Annotated in this window: 12 protein-coding genes; 6 read left to right on the forward strand and 6 right to left on the reverse strand. The window is 63.2% G+C overall.

Going from position 1 to position 16,392, the window contains the following annotated elements:
• Positions 1–179 precede the first annotated feature (179 nt).
• The 3 genes from ACX5I4_RS08005 to ACX5I4_RS08015 all read left to right on the forward strand — a co-directional run bounded on the left by ACX5I4_RS08005 (position 180) and on the right by ACX5I4_RS08015 (position 5,021).
• Positions 180–3,575 carry a pyruvate carboxylase gene (locus tag ACX5I4_RS08005; protein WP_461836210.1) on the forward strand — a complete coding sequence of 1,132 codons (3,396 nt, stop codon included), beginning with the start codon at positions 180–182 and terminating at the stop codon, positions 3,573–3,575.
• Between the two features lie 106 nt (positions 3,576–3,681).
• Positions 3,682–4,170 carry a helix-turn-helix domain-containing protein gene (locus ACX5I4_RS08010; protein WP_461835803.1) on the forward strand — a complete coding sequence of 163 codons (489 nt, stop codon included), beginning with the start codon at positions 3,682–3,684 and terminating at the stop codon, positions 4,168–4,170.
• Positions 4,171–4,208: 38 nt separating this feature from the next.
• A complete protein-coding gene (locus ACX5I4_RS08015) occupies positions 4,209–5,021 on the forward strand; it encodes an IS3 family transposase (RefSeq protein WP_461835804.1) in 813 nt (270 codons plus the stop codon).
• A gap of 71 nt (positions 5,022–5,092) precedes the next feature.
• Here ACX5I4_RS08015 and ACX5I4_RS08020 read toward each other — a convergent pair whose 3' ends face one another.
• Positions 5,093–5,452, reverse strand: coding sequence for a DUF2750 domain-containing protein (locus ACX5I4_RS08020; RefSeq protein WP_461835805.1), 360 nt, complete (start codon positions 5,450–5,452; stop codon positions 5,093–5,095).
• Positions 5,453–5,736: 284 nt separating this feature from the next.
• Entirely contained in the window at positions 5,737–7,548 is a 1,812-nt protein-coding gene (locus ACX5I4_RS08025) for an AMP-dependent synthetase/ligase (protein WP_461836211.1), read from the reverse strand.
• A 207-nt stretch (positions 7,549–7,755) separates the two neighbouring features.
• Between ACX5I4_RS08025 and ACX5I4_RS08030 the strand changes: the two genes are divergently transcribed.
• Positions 7,756–8,871, forward strand: coding sequence for an ROK family glucokinase (locus ACX5I4_RS08030; protein WP_461836212.1), 1,116 nt, complete (start codon positions 7,756–7,758; stop codon positions 8,869–8,871).
• Between the two features lie 42 nt (positions 8,872–8,913).
• Here ACX5I4_RS08030 and ACX5I4_RS08035 read toward each other — a convergent pair whose 3' ends face one another.
• Both ACX5I4_RS08035 and ACX5I4_RS08040 read right to left on the reverse strand, forming a co-directional pair.
• Positions 8,914–9,471 carry a hypothetical protein gene (locus ACX5I4_RS08035; protein WP_461836213.1) on the reverse strand — a complete coding sequence of 186 codons (558 nt, stop codon included), beginning with the start codon at positions 9,469–9,471 and terminating at the stop codon, positions 8,914–8,916.
• Positions 9,464–10,279, reverse strand: coding sequence for an alpha/beta hydrolase (locus ACX5I4_RS08040; RefSeq protein ID WP_461836214.1), 816 nt, complete (start codon positions 10,277–10,279; stop codon positions 9,464–9,466). The genes ACX5I4_RS08035 and ACX5I4_RS08040 overlap by 8 nt, the downstream gene beginning before the upstream one ends.
• Before the next feature lie 155 nt (positions 10,280–10,434).
• On the opposite strand from ACX5I4_RS08040, the gene ACX5I4_RS08045 reads away from it, so the two are divergent.
• Together ACX5I4_RS08045 and ACX5I4_RS08050 are read left to right on the forward strand one after the other, a co-directional pair.
• Positions 10,435–11,238: a lysophospholipid acyltransferase family protein gene (locus ACX5I4_RS08045; RefSeq protein WP_461836215.1), complete on the forward strand. Its 804-nt coding sequence runs from the start codon at positions 10,435–10,437 to the stop codon at positions 11,236–11,238.
• Positions 11,239–11,305: 67 nt separating this feature from the next.
• Complete coding sequence (locus ACX5I4_RS08050) at positions 11,306–12,721, forward strand: class II 3-deoxy-7-phosphoheptulonate synthase (RefSeq protein ID WP_461836216.1); 1,416 nt, start codon at positions 11,306–11,308, stop codon at positions 12,719–12,721.
• Positions 12,722–12,808: 87 nt separating this feature from the next.
• Here ACX5I4_RS08050 and pknB read toward each other — a convergent pair whose 3' ends face one another.
• Together pknB and ACX5I4_RS08060 are read right to left on the reverse strand one after the other, a co-directional pair.
• Complete coding sequence (gene pknB, locus ACX5I4_RS08055; RefSeq protein WP_461836217.1) at positions 12,809–14,884, reverse strand: Stk1 family PASTA domain-containing Ser/Thr kinase; 2,076 nt, start codon at positions 14,882–14,884, stop codon at positions 12,809–12,811.
• Positions 14,885–14,956: 72 nt separating this feature from the next.
• The gene (locus ACX5I4_RS08060; protein WP_461836218.1) at positions 14,957–16,321 is read right to left on the reverse strand and encodes a lytic transglycosylase; all 1,365 of its coding nucleotides are present in this window, start codon (positions 16,319–16,321) and stop codon (positions 14,957–14,959) included.
• Positions 16,322–16,392 lie beyond the last annotated feature (71 nt).

The raw sequence follows: 16,392 nt of genomic DNA on the forward strand, positions 1-16,392 counted from the left end.
ACGGCTTGGATGGCTTGTTACTTCTCCGGTCTTTAGCACGTGAATCCGTAACGTGCGCGAAGGTACACTGCTCGTGACGAATCCCCATGTGACTGTCACCACAAAGATTTGTGTTTGGGTATGGAGGTCTTACACACTGTGACCACCGACCGTTACACCCGCAATGATGCAGGAGAAGCATGTTTTCCAAGATTCTGGTGGCTAATCGCGGCGAAATCGCGATCAGGGCCTTCCGCGCTGGCTACGAACTCGGCGCCAAGACCGTAGCGGTCTTCCCGTATGAGGATCGCAACTCGATCCACCGGCAGAAGGCTGATGAGGCCTATCTGATTGGCCAGGAGGGTCATCCGGTCCGCGCCTACCTTGACGTGGCCGAAATCGTCCGCGTCGCCAAGGAATCCGGGGCTGACGCAATCTACCCGGGCTATGGATTCCTGTCCGAGAACCCTGATCTCGCCCGGGCAGCCAAGGATGCAGGCATTACCTTTGTTGGCCCGCCGGCCGAAGTGCTGGAGCTGGCCGGCAACAAGGTGGCCGCCCTGGAAGCCGCCCGCAAGGCCGGTGTGCCGGTTTTGAAGTCCAGTGCGCCGTCCCGCGACATCGACGAGCTCATCGCCGCAGCGGACCAGATTGGATTCCCGATCTTCGCCAAGGCCGTCGCCGGTGGCGGTGGCCGCGGCATGCGCCGTGTGGAGACCCGCGAGGACCTTCCGGAAGCCCTGCAGTCGGCGATGCGCGAAGCCGACGCCGCCTTCGGCGATCCCACCATGTTCCTGGAGCAGGCCGTGCTGCGTCCTCGTCACATTGAGGTCCAGATCCTGGCCGATGCCGAGGGCAACGTCATGCACTTGTTCGAGCGCGACTGCTCCTTGCAGCGCCGCCACCAGAAGGTCGTGGAAATCGCTCCGGCCCCCAACCTGGATGAGTCCATCCGCCAGGCCCTGTACCGGGACGCTGTCGCCTTCGCCAAGGCATTGAACTACGTCAACGCGGGAACGGTCGAATTCCTGGTCGACACCGAGGGCGAACGTGCCGGCCAGCACGTCTTCATCGAGATGAACCCCCGCATCCAGGTAGAACACACGGTCACCGAGGAAATCACGGACGTAGACCTCGTCCAGGCCCAGATGCGCATCGCGTCGGGCGAGACCCTTGCCGACCTCGGCCTGAGCCAGGCTTCGGTATCCATCAAGGGTGCCGCCCTGCAGTGCCGCATCACCACGGAAGATCCCGCCAACGGCTTCCGCCCCGACGTCGGAAAGATCACCGGCTACCGTTCCGCCGGCGGCGCCGGTGTGCGTCTCGACGGCGGCACGGTCTACTCGGGTGCCGAGATCAGTCCGCACTTCGACTCCATGCTGGTCAAGCTGACCTGCCGCGGCCGCGACTACCCGGCCGCCGTGGCCCGCGCGCGGCGCGGCCTCGCCGAGTTCCGAATCCGTGGCGTATCCACCAACATCCCTTTCCTCCAGGCTGTTCTTGCTGATCCGGACTTCATTGCTGGAAACGTTGCCACCGACTTCATCGACAAGCGCCCCGAGTTGCTGAAGTCCCACGTTTCCGCAGACCGCGGAACCAAACTCCTGACCTGGCTGGCCGACGTCACCGTCAACAAGCCCAACGGGGAGCTCAAGGTCCACTCCGACCCCGCAGCAAAGCTACCTTCGGTTTCCGGAGTCGTTGCACCTGCCGGATCCCGCCAGCGGCTTCAGGAACTGGGTCCGGAAGGATTCGCCAAGGCACTGCGCGAGCAGACCGCCGTTGCGGTCACGGACACGACCTTCCGCGACGCACACCAGTCACTCCTTGCCACGCGTGTCCGGACCCGCGATCTCGTTGCGGCCGGCCCTGCCGTTTCAGCCCTGATGCCCGAACTGCTGTCGGTCGAAGCCTGGGGCGGTGCCACGTACGACGTCGCACTGCGCTTCCTCGGCGAAGATCCTTGGGACCGCCTCGCCGCTTTGCGCAAGGCCCTGCCCAACGTCTGTCTTCAGATGCTGCTCCGCGGCCGCAACACTGTTGGGTACACGCCCTACCCGGAAGAAGTCACCGAGGCGTTCGTCAACGAGGCCGCGGCGACTGGCATCGACATCTTCCGCATCTTCGACGCCCTCAACGACGTCAACCAGATGGCTCCGGCAATCCGTGCGGTGCGTGCCACCGGCACCGCCGTAGCCGAAGTCGCGCTGTGCTACACGGGCGATCTCCTCGACCCGGACGAGAAGCTGTACACCCTCGACTACTACCTGGATCTCGCCCAGAAGATCGTCGACGCCGGTGCGCACGTCCTCGCCATCAAGGACATGGCTGGCCTGCTTCGGCCTGCGGCCGCTGCCAAGCTTGTCAGCGCCTTGCGTGAGCGTTTCGACCTCCCGGTCCATTTGCACACCCACGACACCGCAGGCGGCCAGCTAGCTACCCTGTTGGCAGCCGTGGACGCCGGCGTGGACGCCGTCGACGTCGCGTCTGCGTCCCTGGCCGGCACGACGAGCCAGCCTTCGGCGTCGGCCCTTGTGGCCGCCCTGGCACATACCCCGCGGGATACCGGCCTCAGCCTGGCGAACGTCAGCGCGCTGGAGCCCTACTGGGAAGCAGTCCGTCGCGTCTACGCACCGTTCGAATCCGGGCTTCCGGGTCCCACAGGCCGGGTTTACCAGCACGAAATCCCTGGTGGCCAGCTGTCCAACCTGCGCCAGCAGGCCATGGCGCTGGGGCTCGGGGAGCGTTTTGAGGCCATCGAGGACATGTACACCGCAGCGGACCGCATTCTGGGCCGCCTGGTCAAGGTGACCCCGTCTTCCAAGGTGGTGGGCGACCTCGCGCTCCATCTTGTGGGAATCAACGCAGATCCGGCGGACTTCAACGAGAACCCGCAGAACTATGACATCCCGGACTCCGTCATCGGATTCCTGTCGGGTGAACTGGGAGATCCTCCCGGAGGATGGCCGGAGCCGTTCCGCACCAAGGCGCTCCAGGGCCGCAGCATCAAGGTCCGCGACGTCGAGCTGAGCGCCGAGGACAGCGCGGCCCTCAAGGGCGATTCCAAGTCCCGCCAGGGGACCTTGAACCGGCTGCTGTTCGACGGTCCCACGAAGGACTACCTCAAGAGCGTCGACACCTACGGCAACCTGTCAGTCCTTGACACCCGCGACTACCTCTATGGTCTCCAGCTCGGCGCCGAACACGTCATGGAGCTCGAGAAGGGCGTGCGCCTTATCGCTTCCTTGGAAGCAGTCTCGGAGCCGGACGAAAAGGGCATGCGCACCGTCATGTGCAAGCTCAACGGCCAGTCCCGCCCCGTGGTGGTTCGTGACAAGTCCGTCGTCAGCAACGTGAAGGCTGCGGAGAAGGCTGACGCGTCCCAGCCCGGTCAGGTCGCAGCGCCGTTCGCCGGTGCCGTGACGCTGACAGTCAAAGCCGGCGACGCGGTCAAGGCCGGCGACACCGTGGCCACCATTGAGGCCATGAAGATGGAGGCATCCATCACGACGCCGGTAGCCGGCACGGTCTCGCGCCTCGCCATCAACAACGTGGAGCAGGTCCAGGGCGGAGATTTGTTGATCGTCGTCGTATAGCGGCCCGCTCCTCCACGGAGCACGCATAAAGGAAGGTCCCGGGCTCATGAACTGCTCCCCGAAAGTTGGACTGAGAAATCAGTTCTGACTTTCGGGGAGCAGTTTTATGGATGGAAGAAGTTCGTTGTCCGAGGAGCAGCGCGAGGCCGCGGTAGCGTTGTTTGAAACGGGTTGGGGTGCTTGGGCGGTAGCGACCCGACTCGGAGTAGGTAGAGGTGCCATCAAGCGTTTGTATGGACGATGGCGGACACGCGGAGGTACGACCCTGGTGGCGAAGCCAACACGACCGGTGTTCTCGTTTGAGTTCAAACTTGATGCTGTGCAGCGATACCGCTCGGGTGAGCCCAAAGTCGCCCTGGCGAAAGAGCTTGGGCTGTCCTCTCCGCTGTTGCTCGAGAAGTGGGCGCGTCAGTACCGGACCGAAGGCGAGGATGGGCTGCGCCCCAAGCCGAAAGGCCGTCCGAAGACGAATCCCGGGACAGCAAGGAAACCTGAGTCTGAGGTAGAGCGGCTGCGCCGTGAGAACGAACGACTGCGCGCAGAAGTGGCCTTCCTGGGAAAAGTAAACGCCTTGAGGGACGAGGAACAGCGCTAAAGGTCCGCGCTGTCATCGCTCTCAAGGCTGAGCACCGGTTGGAAGTTCTCCTGGACGTAGCCGGGTTAGCCCGGTCAACCTTCTTCTACCACCAGGCCCGTCTCCAAGGACCTGATCCACGGGCGTCCCTGAAGGCCGCTATTACGGAGATTTTCAAGAAGAACCACGGCCGGTATGGCCACCGCCGGATCCATATCGAACTGCTCAAGCAAGGGTGGACGGTCGCCAAGAAGACCGTCCTGAAGCTGATGCGTTCCCTGCGGCTGGTCTGCAAGGTCCGAAGCAGGAAGCGGTACAACTCCTATCAGGGCGAGCAGGGCATCGTGGCCCCGAACCTGCTGAAACGCCAGTTCGAAGCGGACGCCCCGGACCAGAAGTGGGTTACCGATGTGACCGAGTTCAGCGTCGGTGACCGGAAGCTCTACCTCTCACCGATCATGGATCTTTTCGACCGGCAGATCATCTCCTACGCGATTGGCACCTCGCCCAATTTAGAGCTGGCCAACGCCTCGCTGCGCGGCGCCTTGGCCACGCTGGAGAACGGGCAGAAACCACTCGTGCACTCCGACCAGGGATTCCAGTATCAGCACAACTCCTGGCGCACACTCTTGGCGAACGCCGGCGCGGTCCAATCGATGTCACGCAAAGCCAACTGCTACGACAACGCCGTCATGGAGAACTTCTTCGGACACCTGAAGGAAGAGCTCTTCCACCGTGTCCGGTTCCTCAACACCGACGCACTTGCATCAGCGCTGCACGAGTACATCCGCTGGTACAACACCGAACGAATTTCCACCAGGCTCAAGGGTTTGAGTCCGGTACAGTACCGTGCTCAAACGCTTGCGGCATAGGTCCCTCTTAGCCAACCCTGGGCAGGACACCTGGCTCCACTTCTTAACGATGTCGGTCAGCGCCGCCTGATCTAGTCACTTGACTCCCGGGCAATAAGGGATGACAGCGCAGCGGCGGGTTCTACGTCGTAGCCTGTTGCGCGGTTCCCCGACCAATTGAGTCCCAAGTTCAGCCCGTCGTTGTCAAGACCCTGTATCCACTTTGTTCGCCACTCACTAAGAGGGATGGCTACCTTTTCAAAGCCTTCGTATGCCTCGACTGTCGAGATGATTTTTTCTGCCCGAGAGGCTAAGGACCAAAAGGGCATTGAACGTACTCCGTTGCTTCCCATTGGGGCTGGGATGCCGTCAGAATCCCTAATCGTCCACACCCGCCCTTCTCGGACTACTTCGTCGAAGAACGCAGATGCGTGTGCGCCGCTGATGCTCATAGCGCTATGGTCTCAGAATCTGGGGATAGGACTAACGCCATAGACCAATCTCCGACCGTACTTCCGATTGGACGAACCTCAAACGAACACTCACTTTAGCGGCCATAGAACTGTTAGCAACGACAGAAGTCCCCGTCCCAAATGGGACGGGGACTTCTTCGAAGAGCCGATCGCTGGCCGCTAAAGTAGACCTCGCACAATAACGAGTCCAACTTTCGGGGACCAGTTCATCACGAGCCCGGGACCTTCCTTTATGCGTCGACGGATGCGTCAGGTGCAGCGTGTCAGGACGCCTTGGGGGCCGAATACATCTCCTCGATCACGGCGTCGAAGTCTTTCATGACCTGGGCGCGCTTGACCTTCAAGGACGGCGTGAGGTGGCCGGAGGCCTCGGTGAAGTCGGATGGCACGATCCGGAACGACTTGATGGCCTCCGCGTGGGAGACGGACTGGTTCGCGTGGCTGATCAGTTCCTGGACGGCCGCCCGGACCAGGGGGTTGTCCGCAGCGTCAGCCGGAGTGGTAGACGTTGGAAGGCCATGGCGTTCCAGCCAGCCGGGCAGTGCTTCCTCGTCGAGGGTGACCAGCGCGCCGATGAAGGGCCGGTTGTCGCCGATCACCAGGACCTGGGAAACCAGTGCGTCCGCCCGGATTTGGTCCTCGAGGAGGGCCGGCACCACGTTCTTGCCGCTGGCGGTGACGATGATTTCCTTCTTGCGGCCGGTGATCTTCAGGAAACCCTGTTCATCCAGTTCGCCGATGTCACCTGTGCGGAACCAGCCGTCCACGAAGGTGTCTGCGGCGAGGTCATCGCGCTTGTAATAGCCCTTCATGACGCAGACGCCCTTGGCGAGGATTTCGCCGTCGTCGGCGATCTTGACCGCATTGCCCGGGAGCGGTGCGCCTACTGTGCCGATCTTGATCAGGGACGGGGTGTTGACTGAGATGGGCGCCGTGGTCTCAGTCAGCCCGTATCCCTCCAGGATCTGCAAGCCGATGCCGTGGAAGAAATGGCCCAGCCGTTCGCCGAGGGGACCACCACCGGAGACGGCATGGCTGACGTGGCCGCCCATGGCTGCGCGGAGTTTCCCGTACACCAAACGGTCGAAGACGGCGTGCTTGAGCCTCAGCACCAGCCCGACGGAGCCAAACTGCTGCGCCTTGGAGTAGGCGATTGCCGTATCCACGGCCTTGTGGAAAATCGCACCCTTGCCACTGTCCTCCGCCTTGGTGAGGGCCGAGTTGAAAACCTTTTCGAAGACGCGGGGAACGGCGAGGATGAAGGACGGCTGAAAACTCTGCAGGTCCCCGAGAAGGTTCTTGATATCCGGGGTGTGGGCCACTTGGGAGCCGGCTGCGACGGCCAGGACCGAGATGAAGCGGGCAAAGACGTGGGCCAGCGGGAGGAACATGATGGTTTTGGCGTCCTCGTTGACGACGTCACCGAGGGAAGCCAGGGCGTTCTCCGAAAGTTCCACGAAGTTGCCGTGCGTGAGTTCGCAACCCTTGGGGCGGCCCGTGGTGCCGGAGGTATAGATGATAGTGGCGACATCGGCAAGTACCGCGCTGTTGCGACGCGACTCAAGCTCCTCGTCGCTGATCCCGCTACCCGCGCTGCGGAGGGTATCAAGGCCGCCGCGTTCAAGTTGCCATATATGGGCAACTGAGCCGAGTCCTTCGGCGGTGACCGCTTGGCGGATGACGTCCTCGTGGTGTGCAGACTCGGCGAATGCCGCGACTGCGCCGGAGTCGCCGAGGTTCCACGCCACTTGTGACGGCGATGACGTTTCATAGATCGGCACGGAAATGCCGCCTGCAAACCAGACGGCGAAGTCCACGAGGGACCATTCGTAGCGGGTCCTGGACATGATGCCCACTCGGTCACCCACGCCGACACCGTTGGCGATCAGGCCTTTTGCCAGCGCCGAGACGTCTTTGAGGAACTCCGTTGCACGGATGTCCTGCCATTGGCCCGCACCGTTGAGTTTGGCAAACAGGGCGGGGTTGGATGGCTTGGCAGCCTGACGAACCACGAGGTCCGTGATGTTGGTTTCGGGGGCAACATTCACCAGGGGCGGAACACTGAATTCACGCACGATAGCTCCTTCGATATCAACAGACCATTGCGGGGCTGCTCTAACTCTATACGGCCACGTAATGGGTGTGTCGCAATTCACCAATTTCAAGTTACTGATGAGTAACATTACTTGAAGCGTGTGATTCATCCAATGCGGCCGGTCATGGTGCTTGTTCATACAGGTGCCATGTCCGTACATATGCGGCACTCGGAATAGGATGGCGGCATGCCTCTGAATTCATCCAACGACCAGACCACGGCACGCGTTCGGAAGATTTCCTGGTCCGGTTCAACCGCAACTGGCCGGCGCCCCGGCTCCACACACGGTGGCATTCGCTGGGAGTCGGTTCCCTGGGCCGCCCGCCGCTCCCATCTTGGTCGTAGGGGACTGGCTATCGGGATCGACATCGGCGGCACGAAGGTTGCTGCGGGGGTTGTGGATCCCTCTGGCCATGTGGTTGACGAAGCGCGGCGCTCAACTCCTGGCAATGATGCCCGGGCCGTGGAACAGGTGATCGTCGAGTTGGTCCAGGAGCTGGGCAAAAGCCATCGCATCGCCTCCGTGGGGATCGGCGCGGCGGGCTGGATGGATCTCGACGGCGGCACGGTGCTGTTCAGCCCGCATCTCGCCTGGCGCAACGAACCGCTGCGTGCAAACCTGCAGAGCCTGCTGAGGCGCCCGGTTCTGGTCACCAACGACGCCGACGCCGCCGCCTGGGCTGAATGGCGCTTCGGCGCGGGGCAAGGGGAGAGCAGACTCGTCTGCATCACCCTGGGCACCGGCATTGGTGGTGCCATGGTCATGGACGGACGCGTGGAACGTGGGCGGTTCGGAGTAGCGGGGGAGTTCGGCCACCAAATCGTGGTGCCCGGCGGGCATCGCTGCGAATGCGGCAACCGCGGCTGCTGGGAGCAGTATGCGTCAGGGAACGCTCTCGGCAGGGAGGCCCGGGAACTGGCCCTCCGCAATTCCCCGGTCGCCTACGAATTGCTGAAAGCCGCCGGTGGCGCCGCGGAGAACATTACGGGCGTGACCGTGACGGAACGGGCAAAAGCCGGGGACTCGGCCTCAAGGGAGCTCCTGGAAGAGGTGGGGCACTGGCTTGGGCTCGGCCTCGCGAACCTCGCGGCCGCGCTGGATCCGGGAACGTTTGTTATCGGCGGAGGCCTGTGCGATGCCGGTGAACTACTGGTTGGCCCCGCGCGGACTGCATTCACCCGGAACCTGACGGGCCGCGGCTTCCGCCCTGCAGCCGCCATCAAGCTTGCCGCGCTGGGACCACGGGCAGGGATGATCGGCGCCGCCGATTTGTCCCGGGTCAGTGGCAGGGCGCGCGGCTAGGACGAGCTCCGCCGCGCGGTGTTGCGCGGTGCGCCAGCCTCCTTAGACGCGGGCGCCGTCGTCGTTCTCGTCTTTTTCCTGGGGCAGCTTCATGATGAGGTACACCACCGAAGCTAGAAATGCAGCCAAGATGCCCATGACCGCCAAGAGGGGCGCCGAGCGCCAGAACATCGCGGTAAACAGCAGTGCAAGCGGGCCACCCACTGCGCCGATCCAGGCGAGCATGGTCAGCGGTTCCGTACCGGCCAGGCTTGGTGGGTCCTCCGGAACGAACCCGTCCTCGTCCTCGACACCATAGTCACGCGGACCGGTCGCCCCGGTCTCTTCGCCTGCGTGTGCGCCGGGTCCTTCGGGGGCGCCTCTCCTTGCCAATCCCAGGGGATCGAAGTCCTGGAAGGAGCGGGTCGTGGAGGTGCCAGGAACCGCGTCCGGCCCTGGACCCTGCCCTTTCCCAGGATCCTTGGGGAGGTCTTCGGCGGGCAGCGGTTCGTCCAGCGCCGAGGAAGGCATCGACTCAAGCCGGGCCACCAGATCCAGCCAGACGGCGTCGTCGTCCTTGTTGGCGCTCTGGTCCGGCGAGTCCGGTCCCGGCCTATTCATGGGGTAAGTCCCGGAGTTCGGCGCCGGACTGGCGGGAAGGGGCGGAACTGTTCGTCAGTGCAGCCATCGTTTTCCGGATGAAATCGGCCGAGCCGCGGAAGATCTCCAGGGCATCGTTGTCCAAGGTGGCCACGTGGTAGCTGTTCTCCAGGGTGCTGAATTCCATCGAAGCCGGGACGCGTTCTTTCAACTGCTTGATGCTTCGGTCTGAAACCACGTGGTCCACGGAAGAGCGGAAGACGCGCACGGGGGCGGAAATCCGGGGGAGGAGAGCGACGGTATCCTTGTACATCTTCTTCAGCTCATGCGCGGCGGCGACCGGAGTCCTGGGGTAGGCGCCCTCGTCCATCCCTGGTTTGAGGATGTCGTTGGCAATGGCCGGGGTCGATTTCATGACGTGCTTGAGGACGCCAACCACTGCCGCGCGGGGGTCGTCGATCACCAGGCCAGGATTCACGACGACGGTCCCTGCCACGGGGCGGGTGGCCGCGATCCGGAGAGCCAGCGTCCCGCCCATCGACAAGCCCGCAGCGAAAACGAAATCGCACTCCGCCTGGAGTTCGAGATACGCCGCATCCACAGCGTGGTGCCACTCCTGCCAATGCCGTGTAGCCATGTCCTGCCACGTGGTCCCATGGCCCGGAAGCAAAGGCAGGCGCACGGCGTAGCCTTCCGCTGCAAGATACTCCGCCCATGGGCGCATGCTGTGCGGACTACCCGTAAAACCGTGGCTCATCACCACGCCGATGCTCGGTCCACTACCGGTGAAGGTGCTGGCGTACGGGGAGGGATCAGGGAGAGTGTTCATGATGACTCCGAGGCTACTCTGTTGGCGGCACTGCTTTCCGTCATGAGTCCATCGTGTCACTGTTCGGGACATTTCTCACTGGAGTAGGGTGGCTTCTGAGTGCCGGCCGGGACCGTCCGGACGCCTCGCAGACGCCGTCCCGGAGAGGAACCAAAGTGTTCTATTGGGTCATGAAACGGATCTTTTTGGGTCCGGTTCTCAAATTGCTGTTCCGCCCTTGGGTCAAGGGCCTCGACAATGTTCCCCACGATGGTCCCGCGATTCTCGCTTCCAATCATTTGTCCTTTTCGGACTCGATCTTCATGCCGGTGATGGTGCCCCGGCGCGTCAGTTTCCTGGCCAAGTCCGAGTACTTTACGGGCACGGGGCTCAAGGGCAGGCTCACGGCCATGTTCTTCCGCCTCACCAACCAGTTGCCCATGGACCGTTCGGGCGGGGCCGCCTCCGAGCTGTCCTTGCAGGCGGGTAAGGATGTCCTGGCCGGTGGCGGCCTGCTGGGCATCTACCCGGAAGGCACCCGCAGTCCGGATGCCAAGCTGTACCGAGGCAAGGTGGGAGTCGCCAAACTTGCCCTCCAAACCCGGGTCCGCGTTATTCCCGTGGCCATGATCGGTACCGAAAAGGTCCAGCCCATCGGCAAGCGTTTGCCCAACATTCGCCGCATCGGGATCATTTTCGGCCAGCCGCTCGACTTCAGCCGGTACTACGGCCAAGAGGAAGACCGCACCGTCCAACGCGCCGTGACCGATGAAATCATGTACGAGCTCATGCGGCTCTCCGGGCAGGAATACGTGGACGAATACGCCGCCGTCGTCAAGGCGCGACTGGCCGGGCAGCTTCCCGGCCCGGAGAGCGGTAGCGAACCAATTCCTGCCGAGGCCGGACCTGAAGACGGGCCCGACTCCGCCGGCGGATCAGAGCCGGACGATGGCGACGACGCCGTGCCTGGAAAAGTATGACGGCCCAGCGAATAACGGTTACGGCAGCCGTGCGCCGAACAGCGGGCAAGGCAACTAGTCTTGGAGAGTGACTGAGCTATCCGCGAACCCCGCACCGTCCGTGACCAGCCCGCTGGGCAGCCCCATGACCAGCACCGCGCAAAGTGGCGCGGCAAACTATCCCGGCTTGGACGACTGGCGGCAGCTGCCTATCTCGCAGCAACCCACCTGGTCCGATAGGGGCGTCTTCGATGCCTCTGTCAAAGAACTCTCCGTGCTCCCGCCGCTGGTCTTCGCCGGCGAAGTGGATGTGCTGCGCGAGCGCTTGGCCGCGGCAGCCCAGGGCAAGGCCTTCCTGCTTCAAGGTGGCGACTGCGCCGAGACTTTCGAGGACGCCACGGCCGACAAGATCAGCGCCCGCGTCCGCACCATCCTGCAGATGGCCGTTGTCCTCACCTATGGTGCGGCCATGCCCGTCATCAAGATGGGTCGCATGGCCGGCCAGTTCGCCAAGCCGCGATCCTCGAACGAAGAGACCCGCGACGGCGTGACGTTGCCTGCCTATCGTGGCGACATCGTCAACGGTTACGACTTCACTCCGGAGTCCCGGGCCCACGACGCCGGCCGCATGCTGAAGGCGTACCACACCTCGGCTTCCACCCTGAACCTCATCCGCGCCTTCACGCAGGGGGGCTTTGCCGATCTTCGCCTGGTGCACCTCTGGAACAAGGGCTTCACAGAGAACCCTGCCCACGCCCGCTACGAGTCCTTGGCCAGGGACATCGACCGTGCCATCAAATTCATGGATTCCTGTGGTGCCGACTTTGAAGCCCTCAAGCGCGTGGAGTTCTTCGCGAGCCACGAGGCATTGCTGCTGGACTACGAACGCGCCCTGACGCGCATCGACTCCCGCACGGGACTTCCTTACGACACCTCCGGCCACTTCCTCTGGATTGGCGAGCGTACGCGTGAACTCGATCATGCGCACGTGGACTTCCTCTCCCGTGTCCGCAATCCCATCGGCGTCAAGCTCGGTCCCGGAACCACCGGCGACGACGCGTTGCGGCTTATTGACAAGCTGGACCCGAACCGCGAGCCAGGCCGCCTCACCTTCATCACCCGGATGGGTTCCAAGAACATCCGGGAGAAGCTGCCCGCCGTCGTCGAGAAGGTCACCGCCTCCGGTGCCCAGGTTCTTTGGGTCACGGATCCGATGCATGGGAACACGGTCACCTCGCCCAACGGCTACAAGACCCGCAACTTTGACGACGTCGTGGACGAAGTCCGCGGATTCTTCGAGGTTCACCATGCACTGGGCACGGTACCGGGTGGCCTGCACATGGAGATGACCGGCGACGACGTCGCGGAATGCCTCGGCGGAGCCGATCCGATTGACCAGGACGCCTTCCTGGACCGCTATGAGTCCGTGTGCGATCCCCGCCTGAACCACATGCAGTCCCTTGAGATGGCATTCCTCGTGGCCGGGGCACTCACAAAGCGATAGGTCAGTCGGCCGGCGAACGGGCGGCGAGTAAGACACAAACAGAGAGGCGATCCGGAACATTCCGGATCGCCTCTCTGTTTGTAAGGTCTACACCACGGTCAAGGTGATGACGGCGCCCTCCGGGGCATCGCTGTCCACCGGGTTCTGGTCACGGACGGTGCCGAAGAAGCCGCCTAGGACGTTGTTGATCTTGACGTCGAACCCCAGCGACTCCAAAGCTTTGCGAGCGGCGTCCGCCTGCTTGCCGATGAAGCTGGGAACATGCACCAGCTTCGGTCCCTTGGACAGGGTCAAGGTGACCGGCTCGCCACGGGTCAAAGTGCCGTTCGCCGGGGTCTGGCTGACCACGGCCCCCGCCGGAACCTTCTTGTCATTGACGGGTTCCGGCGCAATTTTGGCGGTCAAGCCGGCGTCGCTGATCGCTTTGACCGCAGCTTGCTGGGTCATGCCGCGGACATCGGGTACAGGAAGGGGCTGTGGTCCCTTGGAAACCACCAATGCCACCGGCGTACCGTGGCGGACTGCCGTGTCCTGAGCGGGGGCCTGGGAGATGACCGAGCCTGAAGGCACCTTGTCGTCATACTGCTCGGTCACCTTCCCGAGCGTCATCCCGGCCGTGCCAAGCGCATTCTTGGCCTGGTCCAGTGTCAGGCCCGTCATCGCGGTGAGCGGAAACAACTGGGGACCCTTCGAAACGAAGAGCGACACGGGTTGGAACTTCCGGATTACTTGGCCGGACGCGGGCTCCGTTCCAATCGCCAACCCGGCCGTGACTTCGTCGTCGAACACGTCCTTCGGCTCAGATTGGAAGCCGGCGGTTCTCAGCAGTTGCTGGGCTTCCGCCACCGTCTTGTTTTTCGTGTCCGGAATGGTTCCGGGCGAGCCTGGCCCCATGCCGAAGAACCAGCCCGCGGCTGTGGCAAGGATTGCCAGGACAATCACCACAACTGTCCAGATCACCGCCCGGCGGCGCGGATTGCCTTCCCGCAAAGAGCGCGACGGCGTGGCCGCGGCGCGGGCGCGGTCCTTTTCTTCCTGACGCGCCATTTTCTTGATGTCGCGTTTACTCGCCGGAGCAGGCCGCTCCGAGGGCAATACGGTTTGACCCGTCGTCGCACCGGGGGAGAAGCCCGACGGCGGCAGCACCGTGGTCGGATTGCGCTGGCTCGAGATAATCTCCGTTGGGCGGCCGATCGTTTCCAGTGTCTCCGTGCGCTCGGCATGGAAAGATGCGACAACCACGGTTGCCCCCGCGTCTTGTCCACCTTCCGCCTCCGCGGCAAGCGCCTTGGCGGCCGGCGGGGTGATGTCCAGTTGTGCGTCGCTCAGGGTAGTCCGGATATGCCGCAGTTCCGACAAGAGCGAAGACCCGTCCACAGGACGCTCTTCGGGCTCCTTTGCGGTGCACCATTGAACGAGTTCGTCCACGTCGGCAGCGAGTCCAGGAACAGCGAGCGACGGCGGCACGACGCTCGAGTTGACGTGCTGGTAAGCCACCTGGATGGGAACGTCGCCGGAGTATGGTTGCTCGCCGGTAAGCATCTCGTAGAGCATGATGCCGGCAGAGTAGATGTCGCTCCGGGCGTCGGCGGGCTTGCCTAGGACCAGTTCGGGAGCCAAGTAGGCAACCGTGCCGATCAGGGAACCGGTGCTCGTGGTCGCCGTCACCGCCCGGGCCAAGCCGAAATCGCCCACCTTGATGCGGCCGTCGTCGGCGATCAGGACATTCTCCGGCTTCACGTCGCGGTGTATCAGCCCCGCTGCGTGGGCGGCAGCGAGTCCTTCGATGACGGGGTCTATCAGCGCAAAGGCCAGCCGGGGCGGAAGGGCGCTCTTTTCGTTGAGGACATCGCGGAGGGTATGCCCCTTGATGTACTCCATGACGATGTATGCAACATGGCCGTCCTGACCCTGGTCGAGGACGCCTACGACATGCGGGTGGGACAGGCTGGCGGCGGCCCGAGCCTCGCGCTGGAGGCGGTCAAGGAAGTTTTGGTCGTTGGCCAGATGCGGATGCAGCACTTTAAGCGCCACGTCGCGGTCGAGTCGCTCGTCAGTGGCAAGGTAGACGGTGGACATTCCGCCGCCCGCGAGGCGCGATCGGACGAGGTAGCGCCCGTCCACGAGGGAGCCGAGGAGATGGTCCGAAACTTGTTCCTGCACCCTACGATCCTAGTTGAGCAAAAACACGGGCCCGAATCGGCATGCGATCCGGGCCCGTGTTTGCGGCGTGGTTCAGCTGAAGTTCTTCTTGTGGGCAAGGATTGCGGCGACGTAGGCCTTGGTGTCGTCATACATGCCGTACTTGCTCACTGAGTACTGGCCCTGGTAGTAGCCTGCGATGGCCGTGTTGACGTCCTTGCTCGTGTTCACCAGCGCCCGAATGATCGCGACGCCGGCGGTGACGTTGTCGTACGGGTCAAGAAGGTTGAGCTTGCGTCCTACCAGTTGGGAGGCCCATTCGCCGGAGGAAGGAATAACCTGCATGGTGCCGATGGCGTTGGCAGGCGATACCGCACGCTGATTGAAGCCGGATTCCTGGTAGGCGAATGCCAATGCCAGGGAGGGGTCTACGCCCATCCGGCGCGCAGTGTCTGCCACAATCCCCTTCATCTGGGTGGTGCTCGGAACCGGAGAAGCATTGAGCAGCGCCTTGTTCGCGTTGGCTGAGCTGACGACGGCCGCCGGGTACGTGTAGCCCAGGAAAGTGCTCGGAACCAAGGGGGTAGCGACGGGAGCCGGAGCGGCAGGAGCGCCGGGGATGGCGAGCTTCTGGCCAGGGTAAATGATGGTGCTCATGGACAGCTTGTTGGCCGAGAGCAGCGACGAAAGGGAGACGCCAAGGCGGGACGCAATGCCGCCCAAAGTGTCACCGGACTTAATCGTGTAAGAGCCGGTGTTGGCAACTGCCGGTACTGCCGGCGTGGCCGGTGCCGGGGCAGGTGCCGGCGCCGCAGGAGCTGGTGCGTTTGTTCCCGGACCGACCTTGATCTTCTGTCCCGGGTAGATGATGGACCGGCCGTTGAGGCCGTTCCAGTTGAAGACGTCGGAGAGAGCCACGCCGTTGCGGGCGGCAATGCCGCCCAGCGTATCGCCGGACTTGACGGTGTAAGTCGCGGCCGACGATGACGACGCCAGCTTGGGGGCAGGGCTTGGCGCGGCCGGTGCCGGAGCCGACGCAGCAGTCCCGGAACCGGACAGCTTGATCTGCTTTCCCGGGTAGATGATGGTGTTGGCCGAGAGCCCGTTAAGCTGCAGCACAGTGTTGGTGTTCAACCCATAGCGGGACGCGATGCCGCTGATGGTATCGCCCCGGACGATCGTGTACATGGCCGGAACGGCAGGAGCCATTGCCTGCATTGAAGCCGGGATTGCCGAAGCAACCGCAGACGCCGGAATGACGTTGGCAGCCGCGGCCGAAGCCTGGGCCTTCATCGCCGCGGCCAGGGTGGACGGGATCCTCTGAGGCTGTACCGCCGGTAGCGCAGTTGCCGGTTGGGCAAGCGCCAGTGAAGAGAGCATGACGGCGGGCAGGGCCGCTGTGGTGGCCGCAATTATGGGCATGCTCGTTGTCTTCTTGGGCGAGCGGGGCGTCGTCATGGGAGCAATCCTCATCTCAGCAGCGGATATTTTGGGAATGCCGCTGTTGCCAGTGATACCAGTGTTTCTAA

Source organism: Arthrobacter sp. MMS24-S77 (assembly GCF_054888235.1).